Annotated in this window: 21 protein-coding genes; 11 read left to right on the forward strand and 10 right to left on the reverse strand. The window is 58.8% G+C overall.

What is annotated here, in order from left to right; genetic code table 11:
- Positions 1-138: 138 nt before the first annotated feature.
- The 8 genes from HUS57_RS08200 to HUS57_RS08235 all read left to right on the forward strand — a co-directional run bounded on the left by HUS57_RS08200 (position 139) and on the right by HUS57_RS08235 (position 8,006).
- Positions 139-2,253 carry an acetate--CoA ligase family protein gene (locus HUS57_RS08200; protein WP_173932606.1) on the forward strand — a complete coding sequence of 705 codons (2,115 nt, stop codon included), beginning with the start codon at positions 139-141 and terminating at the stop codon, positions 2,251-2,253.
- Positions 2,250-3,425 carry a thiolase family protein gene (locus HUS57_RS08205; protein WP_173932608.1) on the forward strand — a complete coding sequence of 392 codons (1,176 nt, stop codon included), beginning with the start codon at positions 2,250-2,252 and terminating at the stop codon, positions 3,423-3,425. Before HUS57_RS08200 ends, HUS57_RS08205 begins: the two co-directional genes overlap by 4 nt.
- Positions 3,422-3,781 carry an OB-fold domain-containing protein gene (locus HUS57_RS08210; protein ID WP_173932610.1) on the forward strand — a complete coding sequence of 120 codons (360 nt, stop codon included), beginning with the start codon at positions 3,422-3,424 and terminating at the stop codon, positions 3,779-3,781. The genes HUS57_RS08205 and HUS57_RS08210 overlap by 4 nt, the downstream gene beginning before the upstream one ends.
- The gene (locus HUS57_RS08215) at positions 3,781-3,996 is read left to right on the forward strand and encodes a hypothetical protein (RefSeq protein ID WP_173932612.1); all 216 of its coding nucleotides are present in this window, start codon (positions 3,781-3,783) and stop codon (positions 3,994-3,996) included. Before HUS57_RS08210 ends, HUS57_RS08215 begins: the two co-directional genes overlap by 1 nt.
- The gene (locus HUS57_RS08220; protein WP_173932614.1) at positions 3,993-5,360 is read left to right on the forward strand and encodes an amidase; all 1,368 of its coding nucleotides are present in this window, start codon (positions 3,993-3,995) and stop codon (positions 5,358-5,360) included. Before HUS57_RS08215 ends, HUS57_RS08220 begins: the two co-directional genes overlap by 4 nt.
- A 111-nt stretch (positions 5,361-5,471) precedes the next feature.
- Positions 5,472-6,479, forward strand: a complete 1,008-nt coding sequence (locus tag HUS57_RS08225; RefSeq protein WP_173932616.1) for an ABC transporter substrate-binding protein — start codon at positions 5,472-5,474, stop codon at positions 6,477-6,479.
- Positions 6,480-6,495: 16 nt separating this feature from the next.
- On the forward strand, positions 6,496-7,251 hold the full coding sequence (locus HUS57_RS08230; RefSeq protein ID WP_173932618.1) for an ABC transporter ATP-binding protein: 756 nt from the start codon (positions 6,496-6,498) through the stop codon (positions 7,249-7,251).
- Positions 7,248-8,006: an ABC transporter permease gene (locus tag HUS57_RS08235; protein ID WP_173932620.1), complete on the forward strand. Its 759-nt coding sequence runs from the start codon at positions 7,248-7,250 to the stop codon at positions 8,004-8,006. Before HUS57_RS08230 ends, HUS57_RS08235 begins: the two co-directional genes overlap by 4 nt.
- A gap of 101 nt (positions 8,007-8,107) precedes the next feature.
- Here HUS57_RS08235 and HUS57_RS08240 read toward each other — a convergent pair whose 3' ends face one another.
- From HUS57_RS08240 to HUS57_RS08275, 8 genes are all read right to left on the reverse strand, one after another.
- Positions 8,108-8,692: a GNAT family N-acetyltransferase gene (locus tag HUS57_RS08240; protein WP_173932622.1), complete on the reverse strand. Its 585-nt coding sequence runs from the start codon at positions 8,690-8,692 to the stop codon at positions 8,108-8,110.
- 320 nt (positions 8,693-9,012) lie between these two features.
- On the reverse strand, positions 9,013-9,762 hold the full coding sequence (locus tag HUS57_RS08245; RefSeq protein ID WP_173932624.1) for a class I SAM-dependent methyltransferase: 750 nt from the start codon (positions 9,760-9,762) through the stop codon (positions 9,013-9,015).
- A 213-nt stretch (positions 9,763-9,975) separates the two neighbouring features.
- Entirely contained in the window at positions 9,976-11,118 is a 1,143-nt protein-coding gene (locus tag HUS57_RS08250; RefSeq protein ID WP_173932626.1) for a hypothetical protein, read from the reverse strand.
- 58 nt (positions 11,119-11,176) lie between these two features.
- Positions 11,177-12,037 carry a DUF2267 domain-containing protein gene (locus tag HUS57_RS08255; RefSeq protein ID WP_173932633.1) on the reverse strand — a complete coding sequence of 287 codons (861 nt, stop codon included), beginning with the start codon at positions 12,035-12,037 and terminating at the stop codon, positions 11,177-11,179.
- 362 nt (positions 12,038-12,399) lie between these two features.
- Positions 12,400-13,467: an extracellular solute-binding protein gene (locus HUS57_RS08260; protein WP_173932635.1), complete on the reverse strand. Its 1,068-nt coding sequence runs from the start codon at positions 13,465-13,467 to the stop codon at positions 12,400-12,402.
- 18 nt (positions 13,468-13,485) lie between these two features.
- Positions 13,486-14,580, reverse strand: a complete 1,095-nt coding sequence (locus HUS57_RS08265) for an ABC transporter ATP-binding protein (RefSeq protein WP_173932638.1) — start codon at positions 14,578-14,580, stop codon at positions 13,486-13,488.
- Between the two features lie 2 nt (positions 14,581-14,582).
- Positions 14,583-15,371 (reverse strand): ABC transporter permease, encoded by a 789-nt coding sequence (locus tag HUS57_RS08270; protein ID WP_173932639.1) that lies wholly within the window; start codon positions 15,369-15,371, stop codon positions 14,583-14,585.
- Complete coding sequence (locus tag HUS57_RS08275; protein WP_173932641.1) at positions 15,368-16,282, reverse strand: ABC transporter permease; 915 nt, start codon at positions 16,280-16,282, stop codon at positions 15,368-15,370. Before HUS57_RS08275 ends, HUS57_RS08270 begins: the two co-directional genes overlap by 4 nt.
- Positions 16,283-17,223: 941 nt before the next feature.
- On the opposite strand from HUS57_RS08275, the gene HUS57_RS08280 reads away from it, so the two are divergent.
- From HUS57_RS08280 to sulP, 3 genes are all read left to right on the forward strand, one after another.
- Positions 17,224-18,108, forward strand: coding sequence for an MBL fold metallo-hydrolase (locus HUS57_RS08280; protein ID WP_173932643.1), 885 nt, complete (start codon positions 17,224-17,226; stop codon positions 18,106-18,108).
- Positions 18,109-18,112: 4 nt separating this feature from the next.
- The gene (locus HUS57_RS08285) at positions 18,113-18,421 is read left to right on the forward strand and encodes a metalloregulator ArsR/SmtB family transcription factor (protein ID WP_173932644.1); all 309 of its coding nucleotides are present in this window, start codon (positions 18,113-18,115) and stop codon (positions 18,419-18,421) included.
- Between the two features lie 441 nt (positions 18,422-18,862).
- A complete protein-coding gene (gene sulP, locus HUS57_RS08290; RefSeq protein WP_173932646.1) occupies positions 18,863-20,587 on the forward strand; it encodes a sulfate permease in 1,725 nt (574 codons plus the stop codon).
- A gap of 141 nt (positions 20,588-20,728) precedes the next feature.
- Here the strand turns inward: sulP and HUS57_RS08295 are convergent, their stop codons facing one another.
- Together HUS57_RS08295 and HUS57_RS08300 are read right to left on the reverse strand one after the other, a co-directional pair.
- On the reverse strand, positions 20,729-21,175 hold the full coding sequence (locus tag HUS57_RS08295) for a YtoQ family protein (protein WP_173932648.1): 447 nt from the start codon (positions 21,173-21,175) through the stop codon (positions 20,729-20,731).
- A gap of 143 nt (positions 21,176-21,318) precedes the next feature.
- The gene (locus HUS57_RS08300; RefSeq protein WP_173932650.1) at positions 21,319-22,773 is read right to left on the reverse strand and encodes a glutamate synthase subunit beta; all 1,455 of its coding nucleotides are present in this window, start codon (positions 22,771-22,773) and stop codon (positions 21,319-21,321) included.
- Positions 22,774-22,794 lie beyond the last annotated feature (21 nt).

The following is a 22,794-nucleotide window of genomic DNA, read 5'->3' on the forward strand; positions in this document are numbered from 1 at the left end:
GGAAATCCTCGCTGGGCTGCCTTCTACCCGGAGCCTTTTTTGTATTGCTGATCCGAAATTGCTTTGCTAGGTTGTCTACATTTAGGGACAACTTGCCGGGGCAAAGCCTCGTCTACAGGCAAAAAATTGGGTGGGGCATTGGATAGACTGGATCTTCGTCGTTTCTTCGCGCCTAAATCCGTTGCACTTGTCGGGGCAAGCTCCGATCTCGGCAAGTTTGGCGGTCGTTGCTTCCGTCAGTTGCGCGATTTCGGATATGGTGGAAACATTTATCCGGTGAATCCTCGTCTGAACGAGCTCGACGGTCTTGCCTGCTATCCGGATATACGTAGCCTTCCAGAGACGCCGGACCATGTATGCATCATCGTGCCGAGCGCGGCGATTCCCGAGACGATCCGCCAGTGCGGCGAACGGGGCGTACCGTTTGCAACGATATTCAGTTCGGGCTTCGCTGAGGGTGGTGGCGAGGACGGCAAGAAGCTTCAGGCGGAAATCGTCCATCTGGCCCGCCAGAATGGCTTGCGCTTCATGGGGCCGAACTGCAACGGCCTGATCAACTATGTGGACGGCGTCGCTCTAACCTCGACGGCAACAATCAATGGGCCCCGCGCACCCGCTGGCGACGTTGCCGTACTCGGACATTCCGGCGGACTTGCGCAGGTCAACGTGATGTGGCGTGCCCAGCAGGCTGGTCTGGGCATCAGCTATCAGGTGAGTTGCGGCAACGATGCCGACCTTGATATCATGGACTACGCGGAGTTCATGGTCGATGACGCGCACACGCGTGTCATTCTCATGCTCGCCGAAAGCATCCGCAGCGGGGCCAAATTGCGGCGCCTGGCAGAAAAGGCCCGCAAGGCTGGCAAGCCCATCGTGATGATGAAGCTTGGCCGTTCGGATGCAGGGCGGCAGGCGGCAATTTCTCATACCGGCGCTCTGGCTGGTAGCGACGCGGTAGCAGATGACGTGTTGCGGCAGCTCGGTATCATCCGGGTGAACGATTGTCATGAGATGGTCGATATGGCCATGGTGTTGCGCACCGGCCATCGCTTTTCAGGCGGGGGCCTTGCCGCCGTCTCAATCTCCGGCGGCAATCTCGTTCACCTGGCTGACCAGGGCCCGGCCCAAGGCCTATCTTTTCCTGCCTTCAGCGAGCAGACGCAAAGCCGCCTCTCATCGCTGATTCCTAACTACGTTAAGGCGGCTAACCCGGCTGATGTCACCTCGGCTGCCATCGGCGCGCCGGAAATCTTCTCCGGCGTGATGCAGGCCATCGCTGCCGACCCGTCAATCGACGTGGTGGTGCCGGTCCTCACCCTCCATTCGCGGCAGATCATCGAGGCGGCAGCGGAGGCCATTACCGGCTGCGGCAAACCTTTCGCAATGGTCTGGAGCGGCGGCTGCACCGATGACCCGAACCTGACGCCGGCTGAACTGGTCCGGCGGGGCATTCCAGTATTCCGTGACATCGCACCGGCAATGCAAGCAATTCGGCATGCGGTCGATTATGCCGGCTTGGCAGCCGAGCCGTCGCATAATGGCAGTGTACTTGGCGGAAAAAGCCACCACCTGCGAGCCGCGCTCGCGGAACTGCCTGCGCGTCCCACAGAGGTCCAGGCAAAGCTGCTGCTGACTGAAGCCGGTCTGCCGGTGCCCAAGGGGGAGCTTGTGGCCACTGCGGAATGCGCCAGCGTCGCCTTCGACCGCATTGGAGGGCCGGTAGCAGTTAAGATGGTTTCTCCGGACGCAAGTCATAAGACGGAGCTCGGAGGCGTACGGCTCGGCATCACCTCCGGGCATGCTGCTGCCGAAGCCGCGCGCGCGATCGAGGCGCAGGTCCGCGAAAAGGCGCCTGACCTTCATATTGAGGGGTTCCTTGTGGAGCGGATGGCCGCACCGGGGGTGGAGATGATCGTGGGACTCTCGCACGATGCTGCGTTCGGCCCGATCATTACCGTTGGCCTCGGTGGCGTTCAGGCGGAGATGTTGAAAGACGTTGCCCACCGAATGTTGCCGATCACCGAAGGGGATGCTTATTCGATGCTCAGGCAGTTGAGAGGCTGGCCGCTTCTTGACGGTTTCCGGGGTGCACCGGCCGCGGATGTGGAAGCACTCGTCAGGCTGATGATGCAGGTTTCGGAATTCGGTCTGGAACTTGCCGAAGACATCGGCGCACTTGACCTGAACCCTGTCCTCGTCGCAAGCAAGGGACAGGGCGTCGCAGTCTGCGATGCCCTTCTGATCCGCCCATGATGCGCGCTGCTGCAGCGATCGTCGGCACCGGCGAAAGCCGGATCGGGGTAGTTCCCGACCGCACCTCCATGGAGCTCATCGCGGACGCCGCGGCGCAGGCGCTGGAAAATGCCGGCTTGACGTTCAAGGACGTAGACGGCCTTCTGACAACTCCCTCACGGGTGGAAGGATGGCCCATGCCGTGCGTTGTCGTTGCAGACGCGCTCGGCCTCAAACCATCCTATTTCGCCACCGTGGATGTTGCGGGCGCGTCAGGTACTTCGATGATCCATCAAGCTGCCATGGCGGTCGCTACCGGGGCCTGTTCGACAGTGCTTTGCGTCGCCGGACAGAGCCTGCTTTCCGGCATGTCACGCGGCGGCGCGATCGCGTCCATGGCCACGCGAGGCTCCGCTGCCCATGCAGAATTGGAGCAGCCCCTCGGCCCACCAATTCCGGCGCTCTACGCGTTAGTAGCGCAGCGGCACATGCACGAATATGGCACGACACATGAGCAGATGGCGCAGGTAGCGGTCGAGATGCGCCGCAACGCTGGCCTCAATCCGAATGCGCACATGCGTGAGCCGATCACGGTCGAGGATGTTATCAATGCGCCGATGATTACCTCGCCTCTCGGCCGGTTGGACTGCTCACTCGTTTCGGATGGCGCGGGTGCTGTGATCGTCACGACGCCCGAGCGGGCGCGTAATCTCAACGGGCAGCCCGTCTGGTTGCTTGGCGCAGGTTATGGGTTAGGCCACGCCTGGGTGGGCGATTCCGGATCGCTCACGACGACCGCTGCAGTTGCTTCGGGAGCGGATGCCTATAGAGGCGCCAGCATTTCGCCGTCCGACATCGATTTTGCGTGTCTTTACGACTGCTTCACCATTACGGTGATCGCAGAACTTGAGGATCTTGGCTTCTGCCCAAAGGGAGAGGGTGGAGCTTTCGTCGAAAGCGGCGGTATCGCGAGAAGCGGCATATTGCCGGTAAACCCGCATGGTGGATTGCTTTCTGCAGGTCATAGCGGGGTGCCGGCCGGCATTTTTCATGTCATTGAGGCAGCGCGCCAAATACGGCAGGAGGGCGGAGACCGACAGTTGGAGCGCGTTTCTACTGCTCTCGTCCACGGCAATGGCGGCATCATCGGCGTGCATTGCAGCCTCATTCTTGGTGGAGCTGATGCGCTATGACCGTCGCGAACCAGAATGTCTTTCCGACAATGCGGCGATGCACAGCATGTGGCTCATTGCGCTTCTATCCCAAGCCGCTTTGCCCAGCATGCCATGATGCCAAATCTGAAGCGGCTCAAGTCAATGGCCAAGGGGAGCTTTATTCCTTTACTGTTGTCCATCGGGCACCAACACGCGAACTCAAGGCAGAAGCACCCTATATCATCGCCCTCGTAGATCTTGACGAGGGCGTAAGGGTCACAGGCCGCCTCATCATGCCCGAAGGACGCACACCGCGCTGCGGCGACCGCGTGAGGCTTGTGGCTGGCGGACAATCCTTCGCCATTTTCGAGAGCATCGACAGGGAAATCATCTGATGAGCGCCAAGCTGTGTGATGCCATTCAGGCAGTCGTTTCTGCCCGGCTCTCCCCGCGATCCGAAATGTCGGAGAACGAAGATGTGGCGGCAATGGCGCAAGAAGCCATCATGCTTGCCACAGACATTGAGGCATTCCGTCCCCATCTTACCCCGGTGGCATCCCCTGAGCCGCTTTGGCTTCATCTGCGCAGCCATGGGAGGACGCCGCAATGAACGACATCCACCGTCTGGCAATATCGGAAATCCGTGCGCATCTGCAGGACGGAACGCTCACCGCGACGCAAGTGACTGTATCGATGCTTGAGCGTGCACACGCAATCGATCATCGTCTCAACGCCTTTGTTTCGATCGAGGACGAACAGGCATTACGTCGAGCTGAGGAACTCGACAAAGCCGGCTTTGACGGCAGCAAGGCCCTGTGGGGCATACCCGTTGCGCAGAAGGATATGTTCGCACGGCCAGGGCGGCAGCCGCGTTGCGGCGTTGGTCATGCTGTGGAGGGGCTTGACCTGCCGGACTCGCCGGTTATCGCGGCGTTCGAGGCGGCGGGAAGCGTCGATCTGGGTCCGCTTACGATGGCGGAGTTCGCCTTGGGTACGACGGGTACAAATGCTTTTTATGGCAATGCAGGCAACCCATGGGATCTTGATCGATGTACCGGCGCTTCCTCTTCGGGATCAGCAGCAGCGGTAGCGGCAGGTGTCGTGGCCGGTTCGCTGGGCACGGACACCGGCGCATCCGTGCGTATGCCGGCAAGTTTCTGCGGCGTTGTTGGCCTCAAGCCCACCGCCGGCGCGATCGCCTCGACTGGCGTGTTCCCGGCCGCCTGGTCATTGGACTCAGTTGGCGTAATCACCCGAAGCATCGAGGATTGTGCATTATTGTTCAGCGTCGCAGCCGGAAGGGATGTGTCGCTGGCGGAAGGGGTACGCCAGCCGCTTACCATTGGCGTTCCTGATCGATACTATACCGAGCATGCTGACCCGCAGGTTGTGGAAGCCTGGCTGAACGCTCGGGCGACGATGGAAAAAGCAGGGTTCCGGGTTGTGGATACGGCCGTTGTGGAGACTCCGGAAATCCGTTCCCTGCTGCGCATCATCATGCGCGCTGAGGCCGCTTGTGTCCATCGCGAGCTTATGGCGAAGCGCCCCGAAAACTATCCGATGGCGGTGCGCAAGTTCATCTCTTCGGGCGAAGGTGTGCTCGGCGTCGACTATATCGACGCGTTGCGGTTGCGCGCTACTCTTCTGAAGTCGGCCTTGTCCACCAACTTCGCGCAGGCTGACGTCTTGATGACGCCGACAGTGCCGGTCCTTCCGCCTCGCTACACAGAAATTTCCGATGCCCAAAATTCGGAACAATGGCGGACTGTGACGCTGCTGGCGCATTACACGCAGCCTGCGTCCTATCTGGGTCTACCTGCTATTTCCGTACCCTATTCGCTATCTGCGGAAGGATTACCTATCGGCATGCAACTGATCGGCGCTCCTTGGAGCGAAGCGTCCTTGTTCCAGTCGGCAGTGCCTCTTCAGAAGCATTGGCTTTCCCTTGGCGCCGTACCTCCGGAAATGTCTTGAGCACGGTTGCCGCTGGCTTGTTTCGCAATTTCGAAAGGAGGTGCGCCATTCATTATTCAATGCTGAAATCCACCAATGAATGAACCTTCTCGTTTAAAAGGGGAACTTACAATGCCGACCCTCAAGCTCAATCGCAGAAATTTTACGGCAGGACTTCTTGCAACGCCCTTTGTGGCACGGTCAGTGCCGGCGCTTGCCCAATCGTTGCAGGAGATTTCCTACATCACGCCGTTCGGCCACTCTGTCGTTTATGCGCCCGACTATGTAGCAGCCACTTCAGGTCTCTTTGAAAAGAACGGTCTGAAAGTGAACATCATTGGCGGAACAGGCTCGGCTGCCGCTGTTCAACAGCTAGTCGCCGGTCAGGTGCAGGTTGCACGCACAGGCGGCATAGACATCGTGCGCGCAATCGCAAATAGCGATGCGCCGATCCGCGCTATCGCCACGGTCTCTCAGTCGTCGACCTGGCACATCATCAGCTCGCAGGATGCCCCCATCAACACGCCGGAAGAGCTGGCAGGCAAAACCGTCGGCATTGTCTCGGCCGGTGGCGGCTCGGAAGACACGGTGGATATCGTGCTTGCAGGCGCCGGAATACCGAAAGAAGAGGTCAGGCGACAGGTTGTGGGCAACTCCCCTGGCGCCTTCGATCTTGTCAAGCTTGGCAGGATCGACGCGTTTATCTGTGACCTGTCGGTGGTGTCGAACCTGAGGGCTATCGATGCACCGATGGCAGTGATGCAGGTGGATCCGTTCGTAGCTATCCCGGGCCAGGCCTATATCGCCACGCAGGAGACCATCGACAACCATGGCGACATGCTACTTGGCTATCTGCGGTCGGCGAAAGAGGCGATCCAGGCGATCGAAGCCGATACGGATGGCCAAGAAACCCTCAAGCTTATGGAGCCGTTCGATTTTCCAGAGCTGAGGGACCCCGATACCGCGCTCGCGTCGCTACGTGCCGAGCAGCAGGTCTGGTTGTCGAAGGGTAGCGAGAACGTCCTGCGGATCTATCCCGAGGTATGGGAAGAAGGCTGGGCGCAGATGGCCGCTGCGGGCATCGTTGAAGCGGGTGACGCTTCGAGAGCTTACACGACGGTCTTTTCCGAACAGCTTTGATGCATCACGTGAACCAATGACGATTTCGATTAGCTGCCGGGGACTCGGCAAAACATATCATTCGCGTTCTGGCGACGTGCGCGCGCTGGAGCCGGTGGATCTTGAGGTTAAGCCTGGCGAGTTCCTAGTGCTCATCGGACCGTCCGGTTGCGGAAAGACCACCCTGATGCGCATCATCGGGGGACTTCAATCCGCCAGCGAGGGGACGCTGAAACTGACTACCGGCCCGGATGGACGGGATACGGTTGGTTTCGTTTTTCAGCAGTCAAACCTCCTGCCGTGGATGACCATTGAGGACAATGTGGCGCTACCGCTGCGGTTGCGCCACATTGGCAAGCAGGAAAGGCGCGAAAGAGCCGTAGAGCTCTGCAATAAGGTCGGGCTGGCGGGTTTTGAACGTAGATGGCCGCGTGAGTTGTCCGGAGGTATGCAACAGCGCGCGGCGATCGCCCGTGCGCTTGCGGACGATCCGGCCCTTTTGCTCATGGACGAGCCCTTTGGGGCGCTGGATGCACTAACGCGTACGCGCCTTAATTCGGAGCTGGAGCGCCTCTGGATGGCGTCAGGGGCAACTGTTGTACTTGTCACTCATTCAATTTCCGAAGCCGTGATGTTGGCTGATCGAATAGTGGTGATGAGTGCGCGCCCCGGCCGCATCCGCAGCATCACCCAGGTTCCCTTCGAGCGGCCCCGTCCGGTCAGCCTCGAAGGGACAGCCGAATTTCAGGCAATCGCAAGCGAACTGCGCGCACAGTTGGATCAAACGGCATGACCCGTCTTCAGAAATCCCTGCCCGGAATCGTATCGGTTACCGGCTCCTTCATCATCTGGGAAGCCTATTGCCGCCTTTCCGGCATGCCCGCGCTGATACTTCCAGCTCCCACCCAAATCCTCGCGGTGTTTTTCGATGTGATGTCGGAGCGGAGCACGTTCTACCATCTCAGTATAACGCTATGGGAGATTCTGGCTGGGTTTTCGATTGCGACGGTCGCGGGCGTCTTTCTCGGCTGGCTCATCTATGTCTCGCCGATCATCCAGCGCGCCTTGCACCCGTTTATCGTGGCGAGCCAGGTCGTACCGAAGGTCGCGCTTGTGCCCCTTTTCGTGCTGTGGTTTGGTTTCGGGCCGGCTTCCAAGATCATAGTTGCCGCGGTGATCGCCTTCTTCCCCGTTATGGTAAATACTCATCTTGGCCTTCGCTCCGTCGAAGACGGGCACAAGGACGTCTTCAAGGCATTGCGGGCCAACCCCTTCCAGCGGATCATGCTGCTTCAGATCCCCAGCGCGCTTCCCGCCATTCTCGCTGGAATGGAGATGGCAATCGTTCTGGCGACTATCGGTGCCGTGGTCGGGGAATATCTGGGGGGTAGCGAGGGGCTTGGTTATCTCGCGGTTGCCACCATGAACGCGTTCCAGACGGATCGGTTGTTCGTGCTGATCATTCTGCTTACCCTGATTGGATTTTCGCTCTTCATCGTCATCGCGACGTTGCGCCGTATGTTGACCGCGTGGCATTCGGTTGATTGAGCAGCCGGAAGGCAGCTCTCTTACCGCGACCTAGTCCAAGGTCCGCAGGTCTGCACCCGAGTATTCGGGTGCATGATCCACCCATGGAGCGGCCAAGGGTTCTACTCTTTCGGTGGCCGGCTCATGAACCAGTTGGATACGCCGAGGACATCTTCCTGCCGGACTATGGCAAAGCCGAGCGTTTTATAGAAGGCGACATTGACTTCCAAATCCGTCTCCAGATAGGCGGTGGTGCCATCCGCATCGACATCTTGGCAGCATTTGAGCATCAAACGGCGACCAATTCCGCGCCGTCGAAATGCCGGATGCACAGCTAAAGGCCCGAGATGCCAGTGCGGCTGAACCGGATCATTGCGCCCCCAGATTTTGAGCCAGCGCAGGATGCGCAATGTTCCCGTCGGTGGATTGCTCGTCACGATGGTGCCAACGAGGCTCAGCACGTCTCTCAGCGAGGGACGGCAGCCGCCCGGCTTCATCATTCCCAATACGCCGACCAGTTCACCTTGCGCATATGCGCCCAGCAATCGGCCATTCGAGTGGACGTAGCGGACAACCCAGTTCAGGAAGCGTAGCAGTCGCCTTTGCCCGCGTGCAGTCTGCCTGCCAAACACCTTCAGATGGTTGGGGTTGTCGCGCATACCCTGCGCCAGGATGCGAGCTGCTGCCTGCAGTTCGCCCGGGGTCAAAACTCTTATTTCCTCGCCGGTACTTATGGTTGATTCATCCGTTTTCGTAGCCGAACTGAACCCTACGGCTGATCTTGCCAGACGCTCATTCTAGTTCGCAAAGGAGCTGAGTGTTAGTGTGCGTGCGCTCCTAGTCCGGCATCGACTGGCTCCTGGTTGAAGGCCACACGCCAGGAACGCGAAATCAGCTACTGAGCTTCTTGCACTTTGCGACTGTGGGATGAAATCGGCGTGAGCCCGTTAAATCAAGCTCAACCCTCAGGAATTTGCTTTAATTCAAGCCTGTTCAAAGGGCGGCTGATAAAGAACGCAGCCGCTTGCTACCTGACTGCTACTGAGTGGAGGCGGTGATCTGGGAAATTCAACCTGAAGCGCATGGGCGGGCCGAACTTGTCTTCCTGAAGTTCCAGATCCAGGCGTGGCCCACATAATTCCGCACTCTCCACATGCAGCTTCTTATCGCCCAGCCAGGCCTCGCCCGAGACTTCCTGGTACTTTTGCCGCAACTTGACGCGATAGCGTTCGCCATTCGCTCTTTTCCACTCCCATACGCCCGCTACCTTTGCCGGTACGATCCACTTGTAAATGGTTGTGCCGTTCAACTTGATCCAATCGTCCGCTTTCCAGTCGCCCATGTGGAAGGCGTGAGAGATGACGCGGGTGCCCGGACGGAGTTCGTTCAGCAGCCGCGGCCGCAATTGCGCATTAACCGACTCCAGGAGATAGAGCGTGACCACCGTGGCTTCCCGGATATCGGCGGTGAAGATGTCTTCCTCGATAAAGTCGACAAGATACTCCACCCCGGCCCAACCAGCATATTCCATCGCATCTGCAATGCGCACCGGATCGATTTCAACGCCGATGGCGCGCGCGTTCCTTTCTTTCGCCGCAGCAATCACAATACGCCCATCGCCAGAGCCCAAGTCATAAAGGACGTCTTTTGAACCCACCTTCGCGAGTTTCAGCATCGCATCCACCGCTTCTTCATCGGTGGGGACAAATGGTACGTCCAAATACCGCTCAGGCTCGGCAGAGTAGTTGTCTATTTCATCCAGCAAATCTCTGAACATTTTTACGCCTAACGCCCGCCTTTTCTATACTCTACGATAATTAACCCGATCATTCCTTTTACATTCCCTCCGCCGGCCACGAAGCACGACCCACCCTGTATCTATCGGCCCGGAGGAAAGGAACAAGGGACGCCGCATAAATCGGCACGGCGTCCTGTCGGTCCGGGTACCTACTGTCGTAAGCGATGCTTCCAGCTGACGCGAAGACCCGCCCTAAAAGCGGTAAATTGCTGCAAGGCCCGTATCTGTAGGCATACGCTCCGCCGGAACAATGACCACTTCGCCTCCCGTTTTTAGCGTATGCTCGCCGAGATCGTCCAGCAGGTCATCGACGCCAGGCTCGTCCAGCTTCGCGAACTCGATTGCACCGGTGTCAGGGTCGAAGCGCCCTGGAACCACGCGGTCTGCGTCGACAAGCAAGGTCTCAACGCGTCCCGCGACAACCGCTCTTGCAATTTCAGCAACATCCGCCGAACCGCGCTCTTCTGATCTTGATGCACCAAACTGCTCGACAAGCCGGCCGAGGCGGTTGAGATATATGGGAAGGACAAGCTGCCATGCACGCTCGCGCAATTCTTCGATCGATAATGCGCTGGGATGAACGTCGAGCCCCGTTTCGATCAGATACGGATTGTTGCTCACAGAACGAAACAGAGGCTGCTGCTCCGGTAATGCTGCCAGCAGTAACGGCATTTTCGACGGCTGCGAATACTCCTCGAGAACCGCTTCATCCACCATGCGGAAGAACTGTTCCATCTGAGCATCCAGAAAGGCTTGTCGACTGTCGGTGCCATGTTGAACGTTTTGGCCGGCTGGCCCGTAGGCTCTGTTCCTTTGCTCCGGATCGTCATCTCGACCTTTTACTACCTCATCGCTTGTCCGCGGGAAGCCAGGCCCTGTTTCAACCTCGTCCAGAGCGTAACGGTTTCCTTCAAACAGACGAACCTCCTCGCGATTGAGCCCGAGGATGTGGTAGCGATCGGCCGACTGCAGAATGCGCATGAGGGGCTTTGCATGGAAGGAGTTGGCTGCTATCGCCATTTCCCCGACCAGGCGCTGGAGCCGGTAAACCTTGAAAATATCTACGGTTGCGAAGATCGCAAGCCCGTCGCGAGGATGATGCCAGAACTCTGTATCCTCCGTCAGTTCATGAAATGGACGGAGGAGCGGCTCGCTCTCCCGGTCTGAGTATTTTTGCCGTAAGGACTGCTCCAGTTCCTTTACAAGGTTGCGAAAACGGGTCTTGTTCTGCTGCCTGTCGGGGAACGAACGGAATGTCGGCTGGTACAGCGACAGACAGGGCGGCTCATGATCTGCCAACAGTACAGTCCGGTAATCCCGCTCTAGTGCGTCCATTTCCAAACTTTCCTCATTGTGCTTTCGCTCTTGCTCGCGTGATATCGGCCTGTTGCAATCAATTCACGGCGCCGAACAGCGGCTTCATTTCTTCGGGCAGTTGCCCACGCACTTCCTCCATCTGTCCTGCGGACACATTGTTGGAGATCACCCTGCAAATGGCTAGAAGAACCCGGTTGGCGTCTTGCGGGTCCGAGCCGATGGTTTCACTCAGCTTGTCTTCAATAACCTCGGTGGAGACGTTCCGATCCGGCCCATCGGCGCATTCTTGAAGCCGTGGCTGGAGCAAGGACGGCAATTGCGCGATCAGGTCGCGCGCCTCATCCTGCGTTAAGCGGCGGCAGAGCATGCAGCCGACAACATATAACGCCTTTTCCGCCGATTGGCGTTCGAGCCCCGTCGCGTCTGCCACTTCCTGCAGGAAACGGCCATAGGTCGCTTCGGCACGGGCTTTTGCCCGCATCAATGCACGCGTGCGTGATTGTGCTGTCTGCGCGGCGCTCGGGTGCAGGCTTCCTGCAGGCTTTTGCGGAGCTTCCACCTCAAGCTGGGCGGTTACGATGTTGCGCAACTCCTCAAGGCTCAGGGAACTGTCCACAACGAGGTCATCGAATGTAACAAGACCAACGGGCCTGCCCTCCTCCACCAGCGGGAGACGCCGTATGGCATGCTGCTGCATGAGTTCCACGACCTTGCCAAGGTCGGAACCGATGTCGCAGGTGACCACCTCTTCAGACATGATCTCCGACAGCCGTGTAGCCGGATCGAGGGCGCCACCGAGCACTGCAAGCGCCAGGTCGCGGTCGGTAACGATGCCGGCAATTGCCTGCTTGTCGACCACGAGAACGGCCCCGATATGGTTGTCGGCCATCGCTCGCGCCGCCTGATACGCGGTCGACCTTGGGGTGAGAACTACCATTCGTGACCTCCGGAAGCGCGCAAGCGACATCTCCATACCTCCTCTGCTAGGCAGCCTCGATTCTGTCGCCCGAAGGGCTCTAACGCGGGAGGCCGGCAATGGCGGTTGGGTCAGTACATCAGCCTTCTTGCCCGACCCGGCTGCAGTTGCGCAGCGCTTCAAGGCGGCGCAAGATCCAACCCATGCGGCTGCGAATTGTTCCTGTCGCGGGGAGCATCGGCGGGATCGGTGTGATCGGCTTCCGGCAGTCAATCGGCGGCACCCTTCAATGGTAAGCGCTCGTTCAAAGTCGACTTGCAACAACGCGAAATGAAAGAGGCTCACGAGGGGGCGAGGCCCTTGGGCCTCGTCCGCAGGTTCAATCAGCGCTTGAGCTGAAACTCCTGCCACTCTGCCTCATATCGGTCGAGGTAGATGGCAGACTGCTCGTCGTTGAAGATCACGGCGTCCTTGATATTGTCAGGGTGGGTGATCATCTGGCCAGCCTGATCCGGCGTGGCCTTGCCCGCTGACTTCTCTAGAACCGGAGCGTAAATGCCCATGGGAATGAGACGGTCCTGGGCCTCTTCCGAAATGGCATAGTTGATCAGCTCCATAGCGAGGTCCTTGTAGGGTGAACCCTTCGGAATGATGAAGGCGTTCCCCCATGCAATGCCATCCTTCAGCGTCATGGCAACAGGGGCGTCCTCCCTCTGCGCATCGAGGATGCGACCGTTCCACGCCATTGCGATTGCAACCTCGCCCGTCGACAGAAGCTGCGGCGCTTGCGCGCCAGAGCTCCACCAAACAGCGACGTGCGGTTTGATTTCTTCCATTTTCTGGAACATCAACCGCACTTTCTCTTCCGTTACCGGATAGATCTCGTCTGCCGGAACACCGGCTGCCCTCAAAGCCGCTTCATAATTGTAGTGCATGCGCGAGTAGAGACTGCGCGGACCGGGGAACTCCTCGACATTCCAGAAGTCGGCCCAGGATTTCGGCTCCCTCCCCTCCGGGAAGGCGTCTGTGTTGTAGGCTACGACCGTTGCACCTGTGCTGGTAAAAACGCCGAATTCAGCCTTCCAATCATCCGCAAGGTCGTCGTTCCTGATGACGCTATAGTCCATCGGCTCCGCTAGATTCTGATCCTTGGCCTGATACATCCACTGACCGCCAACGCAGACGAGATCCCATTCGACGTTTCCAGCCTCGACCTGAGCCTTGATCTTCGCGTAGTTGGTCGGCGAATCCTCGGCAAATCTCATGCCCCGCTCGGCAAAGAATGGCTCGATGAAGGCCGTCTTCTCCATTTCCTGCAGGGCGCCTCCCCACGAGCAGAATGTGAATGGCCGAGAAGGCTGCGCGATCGCGGTCGCGCCGAATCCGGCCGGCAAGATCGCTGCGGCGCCAAGCGCGGTGCCTGACTTGATCAATGTACGGCGATTCATCATGGTAAACTCCTTCTACTATTATGCCGCCCGCCCAGTATCTTTGAGCAGGCGGACGTTCTGCGGATGCCAACGGATCCGCATCTTTTCTCCCTCACGCACAGGAGGCAGGCCCATCTGTCGCATCCAGACGGAATGCCCTGTTGCAAGTTCCAGCTTGAGTGCAGTGAGCTCGCCGAGATAGACGGCCTCTTCGACTCCAGCCTCGATGCCAGGCTCGTTCTCGGGCGCAGGTGTAAGATCTTCCGGTCGGACGAGCAGGAGAGCGCGATCATTCCTCATCGGCATGCCATCATGCGCCTGCATGCTCCAGATGCGGGATTCACCTTCAACCCGATATGAGATTTCGCGTCCCGACCGCTCGGCGATTTCAACGGGCAGCAGGTTCGATTCCCCGAGAAATCTTGCGACGAAGACATTCTTCGGTTCCCGGTAAAGCTCTGTCGGCGTGCCCACCTGTTCGATGCGGCCCTGGCTCATGACGGCGATACGGTCTGACATGACCAGCGCTTCTTCCTGGTCATGGGTCACGTAGATGGTCGTACGGCGATGCTCGTTATGGATCCGGCGGATCTCAAGCTGCACGTGCTTGCGCAACTGGCGATCAAGGGCGCTGAGCGGCTCGTCCATGAGCAGAAGATCAGGCCTGATCACCATGGCGCGAGCGAGCGCGACGCGCTGCTGCTGCCCGCCGGAAAGCTGCTGAATCCTACGCTCTTCAAAGCCCTCAAGCTGGACCATGGCAAGAACAGCGCGCACGCGCGTGCGGATCTCTGCCTCCGGTATGCGGCGGACCTTCAGCCCATAGGCAATGTTATCGAAGACGTTCAGATGCGGGAACAGCGCATAGTTCTGGAACACCATGCCGATATTGCGGTGGCGCGGCGGCAGATGCGTGACATCGCGGTTTCCCAACAGGACCCGCCCCCTATCCGGAGAAACATAACCGGCGGCGATGTTGAGCAGCGTCGTCTTCCCGCTTCCCGATGGTCCAAGAAGCGTCAAGAACTCGCCGGGGCCGACCTTCAGCGAAGTGGGCAGGAGCGCCTGAACCGTGTCAAAGCTCTTGCTTACCTCATTGAAGAAAATCGGGTTGCCTTGTGCAGAATCTCTCATGTTCAGGTTGCACCTCTTGATCGGATGAACTGGACCAGCAGGAACAGCAGCACTGTGGCAATCAGGATTACGGTGGAGGCGGCAGCAGCGACGGGCGTGAACTCGATCCGAATCTGCTCCCAAAGCTGAATGGGAAGCGTCTTCGCGCTGACACCGGAAAGGAAGATCGAAATCACGACTTCGTCAAAGGAGGTGATAAACGCAAAGGCTCCGCCGGCCGCCAACCCCGGCCTGATCGCCGGCAGCGTCACGGTGCGGAAGATGTAAAGCGGCTCTGCCCCAAGCCCTGCTGCAGCTCGTGGCAAGGAAGGATCAAGGCGCGCCAAGGAGATCCCGACATTCAGGACCACGAAGGGCATGCATAACAGGGTATGTCCCAGCGCCAGCCCCAGAACACTGCCATGCAGGCCGATGTCCAGCATGACATAATAGAGCGCGATGCTCGTCATGATTACCGGCACGATCAGCGGCGCAAGCATCAGCCCTGTCAAAAGGCCCTTTGTGCGCGCCTCGACCCGCTCCAGTCCCAGCGCTGCCAAGGTGCCGATCACGAGGGAGATGAAGGTCGCCAAAAGCGCAACCTTCGTGCTGGTCAAAATCGCAGCCAGCCAGGCCGGATCGCTGAAAAAAGCTTCATACCAGCGGGTTGAAAGCGCCTGCGGAGGGATCTTGATAAAGGAAGATCGATTGAAAGAGGCCGGCACGACCGCGAAAATCGGCAGCACCAGAAAGGCCAGCACAAGCGCGCCAAGCACCTGAGCAAAGCCGGCGCCGTAACTACGCTCCCTCATCGCGTCACCAGCATCTGCCCGATCGACAGGAAGCGTGCTGCTACTGCCAGGATTACAAGGATGATAAACAGGAGGATGAAGGATGCTGCCGCGGCAAGCGGCCAGACAAGGCGCTCATTGACAAAGTTGTCAATCAGCATCGCAACCGTGAGATTGTGGAACCCGCCAAGAAGCATCGGCGTAATGTAGAAGCCGAGTGAAAGCAGGAAAACGAACGTGGCGCCCGCCGCAACGCCAGCGGCAGTGAGCGGAAGGGTCACCCGAAGAAACGTCTGCAACCCGGAGGCTCCGAGTCCGTTGCTTGCCTGCAGCAAGCGCGGATCGAGTTTCAGCAGGGAGGCATAGATCGGCAGCACCGCATATGGGAGCAGCACGTGAATCATGCCAAGATGGACAGCTAAGTCATTGAACAGGAGTTTCAGCGGCTGGTCGGTAACGCCGAGCCACATCAGCGTAGAGTTCACCGGCCCATTGCGCTCCAGCAGCAACATCCAGCTAAAGGTGCGCACAAGCACGCTGATCCAGAAAGGCACCAGCACGCAGTAAATGGCCAAGGTGAGCCATCCGTCCTTGAGCCGGGAAAGAAGATAGGCTGCCGGATACGCGAGCAGGACAGAAATCACCGTGACGGTTACAGCAAGAATCAGTGTCTGCACGAAAACGGCGCGGAAAACCTCGCTTCCGATGATTTCGCGATAGGCCGACAGCGTGCCGCCCTCACTTTCCAGGCTTAGCGTGAAGAGCTTGATGAGCGGGAATACAAATCCACCGGTGAGAAAGAGGACGGCCGGTAGCAGGAGCAGACAGGTGACGATGGCTTCGCGCGAGGCCAGCTTCGTGGCAAAGACCCTTCCCGCCCTGTGGATCGGATACGCGATCTTCTGCTCCCTGCTTGTCTCTGCCGTTGTCATACATGCCTCATCAAACCGTTAAGCCAAAAATCCGCAAATCACTCCGGCCTTTAGTCGCCGTCCGCTGGATGCGGAGATGTTCTTCCCTGATCGCGCCGACGGATTGCCGGGGTGAATGCAGTTTGCCGCAGCCTTCAGCTCTGGCGCATTGCTGTTAAGTAGCCTGCCGTTTACCGCGCGGGAGGATTCGCCGCGCTTGTGGCGTGAAGATCTACTGATCGACGGCCAGAGGCGAGCATCAAGGTGACCGCCTGCAATTTTGCAGCTCGACGACCCAAAGAGTTCAACAGCGTCTTTGCCGGATAGCTACAGTCAATATGCATGTAGCAGGAGATCGTCGGTCGATCAAAGCGACGACATTCCCGACGAAGCGTTACCAACCCGGAAATGTATATCTCTCAAATCTCAAAGTATTTACAGCATGCCACATACGAAACGAGCGAAATTCCGCTTCATCAAAAATAATCTCACTACACGCTCAAGACACAATTCAAGTATACAAGACATTAATACTTGATATCATAAGACGCCATCATCCGCATTTATGACTTTATTTCGCTTATGTCAAGATCATCGACTGTGTCAACATCGTCGCAGGCGGAAGACGCGTATTTAACCGTAGCCGCAGTTTGTCACGGCGGGACTGCCGGCGTGAGGGCAAGACAATCTGGTCCGCATCAAAAATCACACGTAATGCGCTGAAAATGCTCTACACCCGCTACTGCGGGTTGCAGCACCGCGCGTGCGAGGACGGAGCGCGTTCCGATCGCCCTGCTTACGGCGCCCTCATTCTTGCTGGCCTGCTCCTGTGGTAGGCTGGCTCAGCACAGCCTCGTAGCCGCAGCGATGATGATTTCAAAATAACGCTTGCAATAAAATGCAAACATATCTACTTGGTGTCATCCGCTTAGCGGACACAAGTAAGAACAAGAGGACGAATCATGACAGCTAGGCCGGAAGTCACAGGGTTCTACGATAAGCGCACTGGGTCGATCCAGTATGTAGTTGCCGACCGGGAAACAAAGACGTGCGCCATAATCGATCCGGTGCTTGACTATGACGAAAAATCCGCTTCGACGGCTACTACTCATGCCGACAATATACTCAAGTTCATCGCCGACAAAGGCTACAACGTTCAATGGATTCTCGACACCCATCCTCATGCGGATCACGTTTCTGCCGCTTCCTATCTGAAGGAAAAGACGGGTGCACCCATCGCCATTGGCGAGAAGGTCACCGAGGTGCAGAAGCTGTGGAAGGATTTCTACAACCGGCCTGACTTTCCGGCGGACGGATCCCAATGGGACAAGCTCTTCGCGGACGGTGAAACCTTCAAGATCGGGAATATCGGCGCGAGGGTGATGTTCTCGCCGGGGCACACGCTGGCCTCGATCACCTATGTCATAGGTGATGCGGCCTTCGTCCACGACACGCTGTTCATGCCAGACTCCGGAACAGCCCGCGCTGATTTCCCCGGCGGCAGTGCGAAGCAGCTATGGAAGTCGATCCAGGACATCCTCGCTTTACCTGACGAAACCCGCATTTTCACCGGCCATGACTATCAGCCGGGAGGACGGGAACCGAAGTGGGAATCCACTGTCGCGGAGCAGAAGGAAACGAACATCCACATGTCGGTCTACAAGACCGAGGAGGAGTTCGTGAAGGCACGCGAGGCCCGGGACAAGACGCTTCCCATGCCGAAGCTGATCCTGCACGTCCTGCAGATCAACACCAATGCAGGACGTTTGCCCGAGCCTGAGGACAACGGGCGCCGCTACCTGAAGATTCCGCTGAATCTGCTGGAAGGCGCAGCCTGGGGCGATTAATGGGATGACACTGATTGCGGATGAAGCTCGGGAACTGAAGGGAAAGGCCGGGGAAGCCACGGCCTTTCTCAAGAAGCTGGCCAACCGGGATCGTTTGCTGGTGGCCTGCGCACTCGTCGAGGGCGAGCGATCAGTGCGGGAGCTGGAGGATGGGCTCGGCATTCGCCAGCCCGGCCTCTCGCAACAGCTTGGCGAATTGCGCGAGGCAGGGCTCATCGCCGGACGCAAGGAAGGCAAACAGGTATTTTATCGCTTGGCTGACCCGCGGATCGAGACGTTCATCCACACCATGCATCAACTGTTCTGCAAATAGACGGGACCATCGTCTCCGCAAACCGCTGGGCCGGCATGTTCATCGCCATCGGCTCCCGCTTGCATCCGTTTTGGTCTGTCTGTTTCGTCTTCCGTCGTGCCGGGACGTTGATGTTCGGCTGATTTGCGGGTTGTGCTTGCCCGCTGTACTCAGCAGAGGCTGGAGACACATGGAGCGAGCTCGGCTTGAGCCAGCTTGCATTCCTCGGTATGCCGCCAATTACAAACAGCAAAGGGCTATTCGCATCCCCTGCCAGAGCGCCCTAGCCGCAAAACTTATCCATCGGAGGAATAGGAGAATGCGCTTGCCCTAGCCTCAAGGGACTGCTGATCCGGTGCCTAAGTTCACCGCCGCTTAATCCTCAACCGGGCTGTAAATCGCCTTGCCTCCCCGGGCAACACCGTCCGCTTTAGAGTTCTCCTCGTGCCGGCGTCCTTGTTCATGATCAATCGTTATTTCCCGTTCCTCCAGTGGGCCAACGCCTATAACAGCGTGACACTGTCAAGCGATCTTCTTGCGGCAGTGATCGTGACGATCATGCTGATCCCGCAATCGCTTGCCTATGCAATGCTGGCTGGCCTGCCAGCCGAAGTGGGACTTTACGCCTCGATCCTGCCTCTGGTGGCCTATGCAATATTCGGTACCAGCCGCACGCTGGCCGTCGGCCCGGTAGCCGTCGTCTCCCTGATGACAGCTTCAGCAATCGGCGAGATTGCCGCAGAAGGCACTCCCGACTACCTCGGCGCTGCGATTGTTTTGGCTCTGCTTTCGGGCGGTATGCTCGTCGTAATGGGTATTTTCCGACTGGGGTTCCTTGCCAATTTCCTTTCGCACCCGGTCATCTCGGGCTTCATCACCGCTTCCGGCCTGCTGATCGCTGCTGGACAGGTTCGCCACATTCTTGGCGTGCCGGGAGGCGGAAGCACCCTCCCCGAAATTCTTTCGTCGCTCTTCGGTCAGGTCACCGCCATCAATCCGGCAACGCTCTCCATCGGAACCGGCGTTCTGATATTCCTGTTTTTCGCCCGCAAGTCTCTTAAATCCATGCTGATCGCTGCCGGCCTCCCGGCGCGGCTTGCCGATATGATTGCCAAAGCCGCGCCGATAGTCGCGGTCGCGGCAACCATTGGGCTTGCAGCCGGGCTTAACCTCGGTACGCACGGTGTCGTTCTGGTCGGAGAAATTCCCCAAGGATTGCCGTCCTTTGGCATGCCCTCCTTTTCTCTCGACCTTGTCTCCACTCTGCTTGTCCCGGCATTTCTCATCTCGGTGGTGGGCTTCGTGGAGTCGGTCTCAGTGGGACAGACGCTCGCCGCCAAGCGACGCCAGCGCATTGATCCCGATCAGGAACTCATCGGACTGGGAGTAGCAAATATCGCCGCCGGGCTGTCTTCAGGATATCCGGTCACCGGCGGATTCGCGCGGTCCGTGGTGAATTTCGATGCCGGCGCCCAGACGCCAGCGGCCGGCGTTTTTACTGCCGTCGGGATCGCTCTCGCCGCCCTGTTCCTGACCCCGCTGCTGGCGAGCCTGCCCCAGGCGACGCTGGCTGCCACGATCATCGTCGCCGTGCTTTCTTTGGTGGATTTCGGCGCGGTTCGCAGGGTCTTCGCTTATTCGAAATCCGACTTTGCAGCCATGGCAGCGACGATCGTCACGACGCTCTGCTGGGGTGTCGAACTCGGCATTGTAGCGGGGGTCCTGCTCTCGCTGCTGCTGCATCTTTACCGGACGAGCAAGCCGCATAGCGCAATTGTCGGGCAGGTGCCCGGCACTGAACATTACCGCAATGTCGACCGGCACACGGTAATCACCTTCCCCGAGATCCTCTCGATCCGCGTGGATGAGAGCCTGTACTTTGCCAATTCACGCTTTCTGGAGGACACGATCGCCGTGCACGTCGCCGAACGTCCCGAGGTGAAGCATGTCATCCTGATGTGCTCGGCCGTTAATGATATTGATGCTTCTGCACTGGAAAGTCTGGAAGAAATCAACCGCCGGCTCTCCGATTCCGGTATCGGCTTCCACCTTTCGGAGGTGAAGGGGCCGGTCATGGACAGGCTCAAGGGGACGGAATTCCTGAAACATCTGAATGGAGGGGTTTACCTCAGCCAGCACGAGGCCGTGAATATGCTGAGAACGACGGAGAAATGCACGGCATCATAGCCCTCGCGCAGAAAGTTGCGGAGATGATAAGCCACTGCTGCCCGCCTTCTTGGAGCGCCTTGGAACGGCAGGCACAATTCCCAGATGTTTCCTCCCTGCCTTGTACATGAAGATGAGGCAGAGAAGGGCGCAGGCTTTATATCACGGCAGTGTGCCCGTCAGAACATAGCGCAAGATCTGGACGACCTGTTCGGGTTGCTCCGCAACTGCAAGGGCAGCCGCATCAATCTCCTTCAGTGCATGCTGATGTTCGGGCCCATGTAAAATGATGAGCGATTTTCCCAGCGCCGATGCAACGCCTGCATCGAAGGCTGCATTCCATTGCCGGTACTGCTCGCCAAAGCGCACGACCACCACGTCGGCTTGCTCGATGCCCCGGCGGATACGGATCGCGTTGATCTGGGCGCTCTTGCGATCGTGCCAGAACTTGTTCTCCTCGGGGCCGAGGATCGCGGCACCACAATTGTCGCTTGCCTCGTGATCGGTCACCGGACCGTCGAAGCTGATATCCAGATCCTTTGCGCCCGTGATGATCTGTTCGCGCCAGTCGGTATGGATCTCACCGGATAGATAGACCTTTAGCGTCATCACTTATTCCTTCTTCTGCAGGCTTGTGCCTTCGGCGGCCCGCTTCGGCTTAGTCATGCGCTACTTTAGGCAGCACCGGGCACGCAGTCTACGTTGCCCCATGACAACGGCAGCCGCCGCGGAGCGTTCCGCAGCGAGACGGCCTATCGCGGCAGCACGGTGCTTCCCATCAGAAACTCGTCAATGGCGCGGGCGGCCTGCCGGCCCTCGCGGATTGCCCAGACCACCAGCGACTGCCCCCGCCGAACATCGCCGGCGGCGAACAGGCGATCCACGCTTGTGCGGTAATCCTGGTCGTTGGCCACTATATAAGTGGAGTTGCGCCGGTCGACAGCGATTGAAAGGGTATCGCCAAATTCGGAAAGCACCCCTGTCACCATGGGGCCGGCAAAGCCGATGGCGATGAAGGCGAGATCCGCCTTGATGACGAATTCCGTTCCGGCGATCGGCTGGCGATGCTCGTCCACCTGGCAACAGCGAACGCCGGTCAACTCCCCTTCCTCGCCGATGAACGCCAGCGTGGCAACCTGGAACTCCCGCTCCGCGCCCTCGGCCTGAGAAGACGACGTGCGCATCTTCGTCGCCCAGTAAGGCCAGACGGTGAGCTTGTCCTCCTTTTCAGGCGGCTTCGGGCGAATATCGAGCTGGGTGACGCGCACGGCGCCCTGCCGAAAGGCGGTGCCAACGCAATCCGATGCCGTGTCGCCGCCACCCACCACGATGACATGCTTGCCGCCCGCAAGGATGGGCTCCGATGGCCAGGCCGCCGACTGGATATCCTCTCCGCCAATGCGGCGGTTCTGCTGAACAAGATAGGGCATAGCGTCGTGTACGCCGCTGAGTTCCACGCCGGGAATGCTTGCCGGGCGCGGCTTCTCCGAGCCGCCGCAGTAAAGCACGGCGTCGTATTCGACGAGCAAGGCGGTCACGGGCTTGTCCACCCCGACATTGACGCCGCAGAAGAAGGTTACGCCCTCGCCCTGCATCTGCTCGACCCGGCGGTCGACGAAGCGCTTCTCGATCTTGAAGTCAGGGATGCCGTAGCGCATCAGGCCGCCCGGCCTGCTCTCGCGCTCATAGACATGCACCTCATGGCCGGCGCGGCCAAGCTGCTGGGCCGCGGCCATGCCCGCGGGTCCGGAACCGATGATGGCGACGCGCTTGCCCGTCTTCCTTTCCGGTGGCTGCGGGCGCACGAAGCCAAGTTCATAGGCCTTGTCGCCAATCGCCTGCTCGACGGTTTTGATGGCCACCGGCACGTCTTCGAGGTTGAGCGTGCAGGCTTCCTCGCAGGGTGCCGGGCAGATGCGCCCCGTCCATTCCGGGAAATTGTTGGTGGAGTGAAGGTTGCGGATCGCCGACTCCCAATCTCCCTGGTATACGAGATCGTTCCAGTCCGGGATCTGGTTGTGGACCGGGCATCCGGTCGGCCCATGGCAGTAGGGAATGCCGCAATCCATGCACCGGGCGGCCTGTTTTGAAACCTCCTGCTCCGACATCGGCAGCGTAAATTCGCGGAAATGCCGGATGCGGTCCGAGGCCGGCTGGTACTTGTTCTCTTGCCGGTCGATTTCCAGAAACCCTGTAACCTTGCCCATGCTGCTTCCTTGTTCCTGAAG

The sequence above is a fragment of the Chelativorans sp. Marseille-P2723 genome (genome assembly GCF_902809845.1).
GTDB lineage: Bacteria > Pseudomonadota > Alphaproteobacteria > Rhizobiales > Rhizobiaceae > Chelativorans.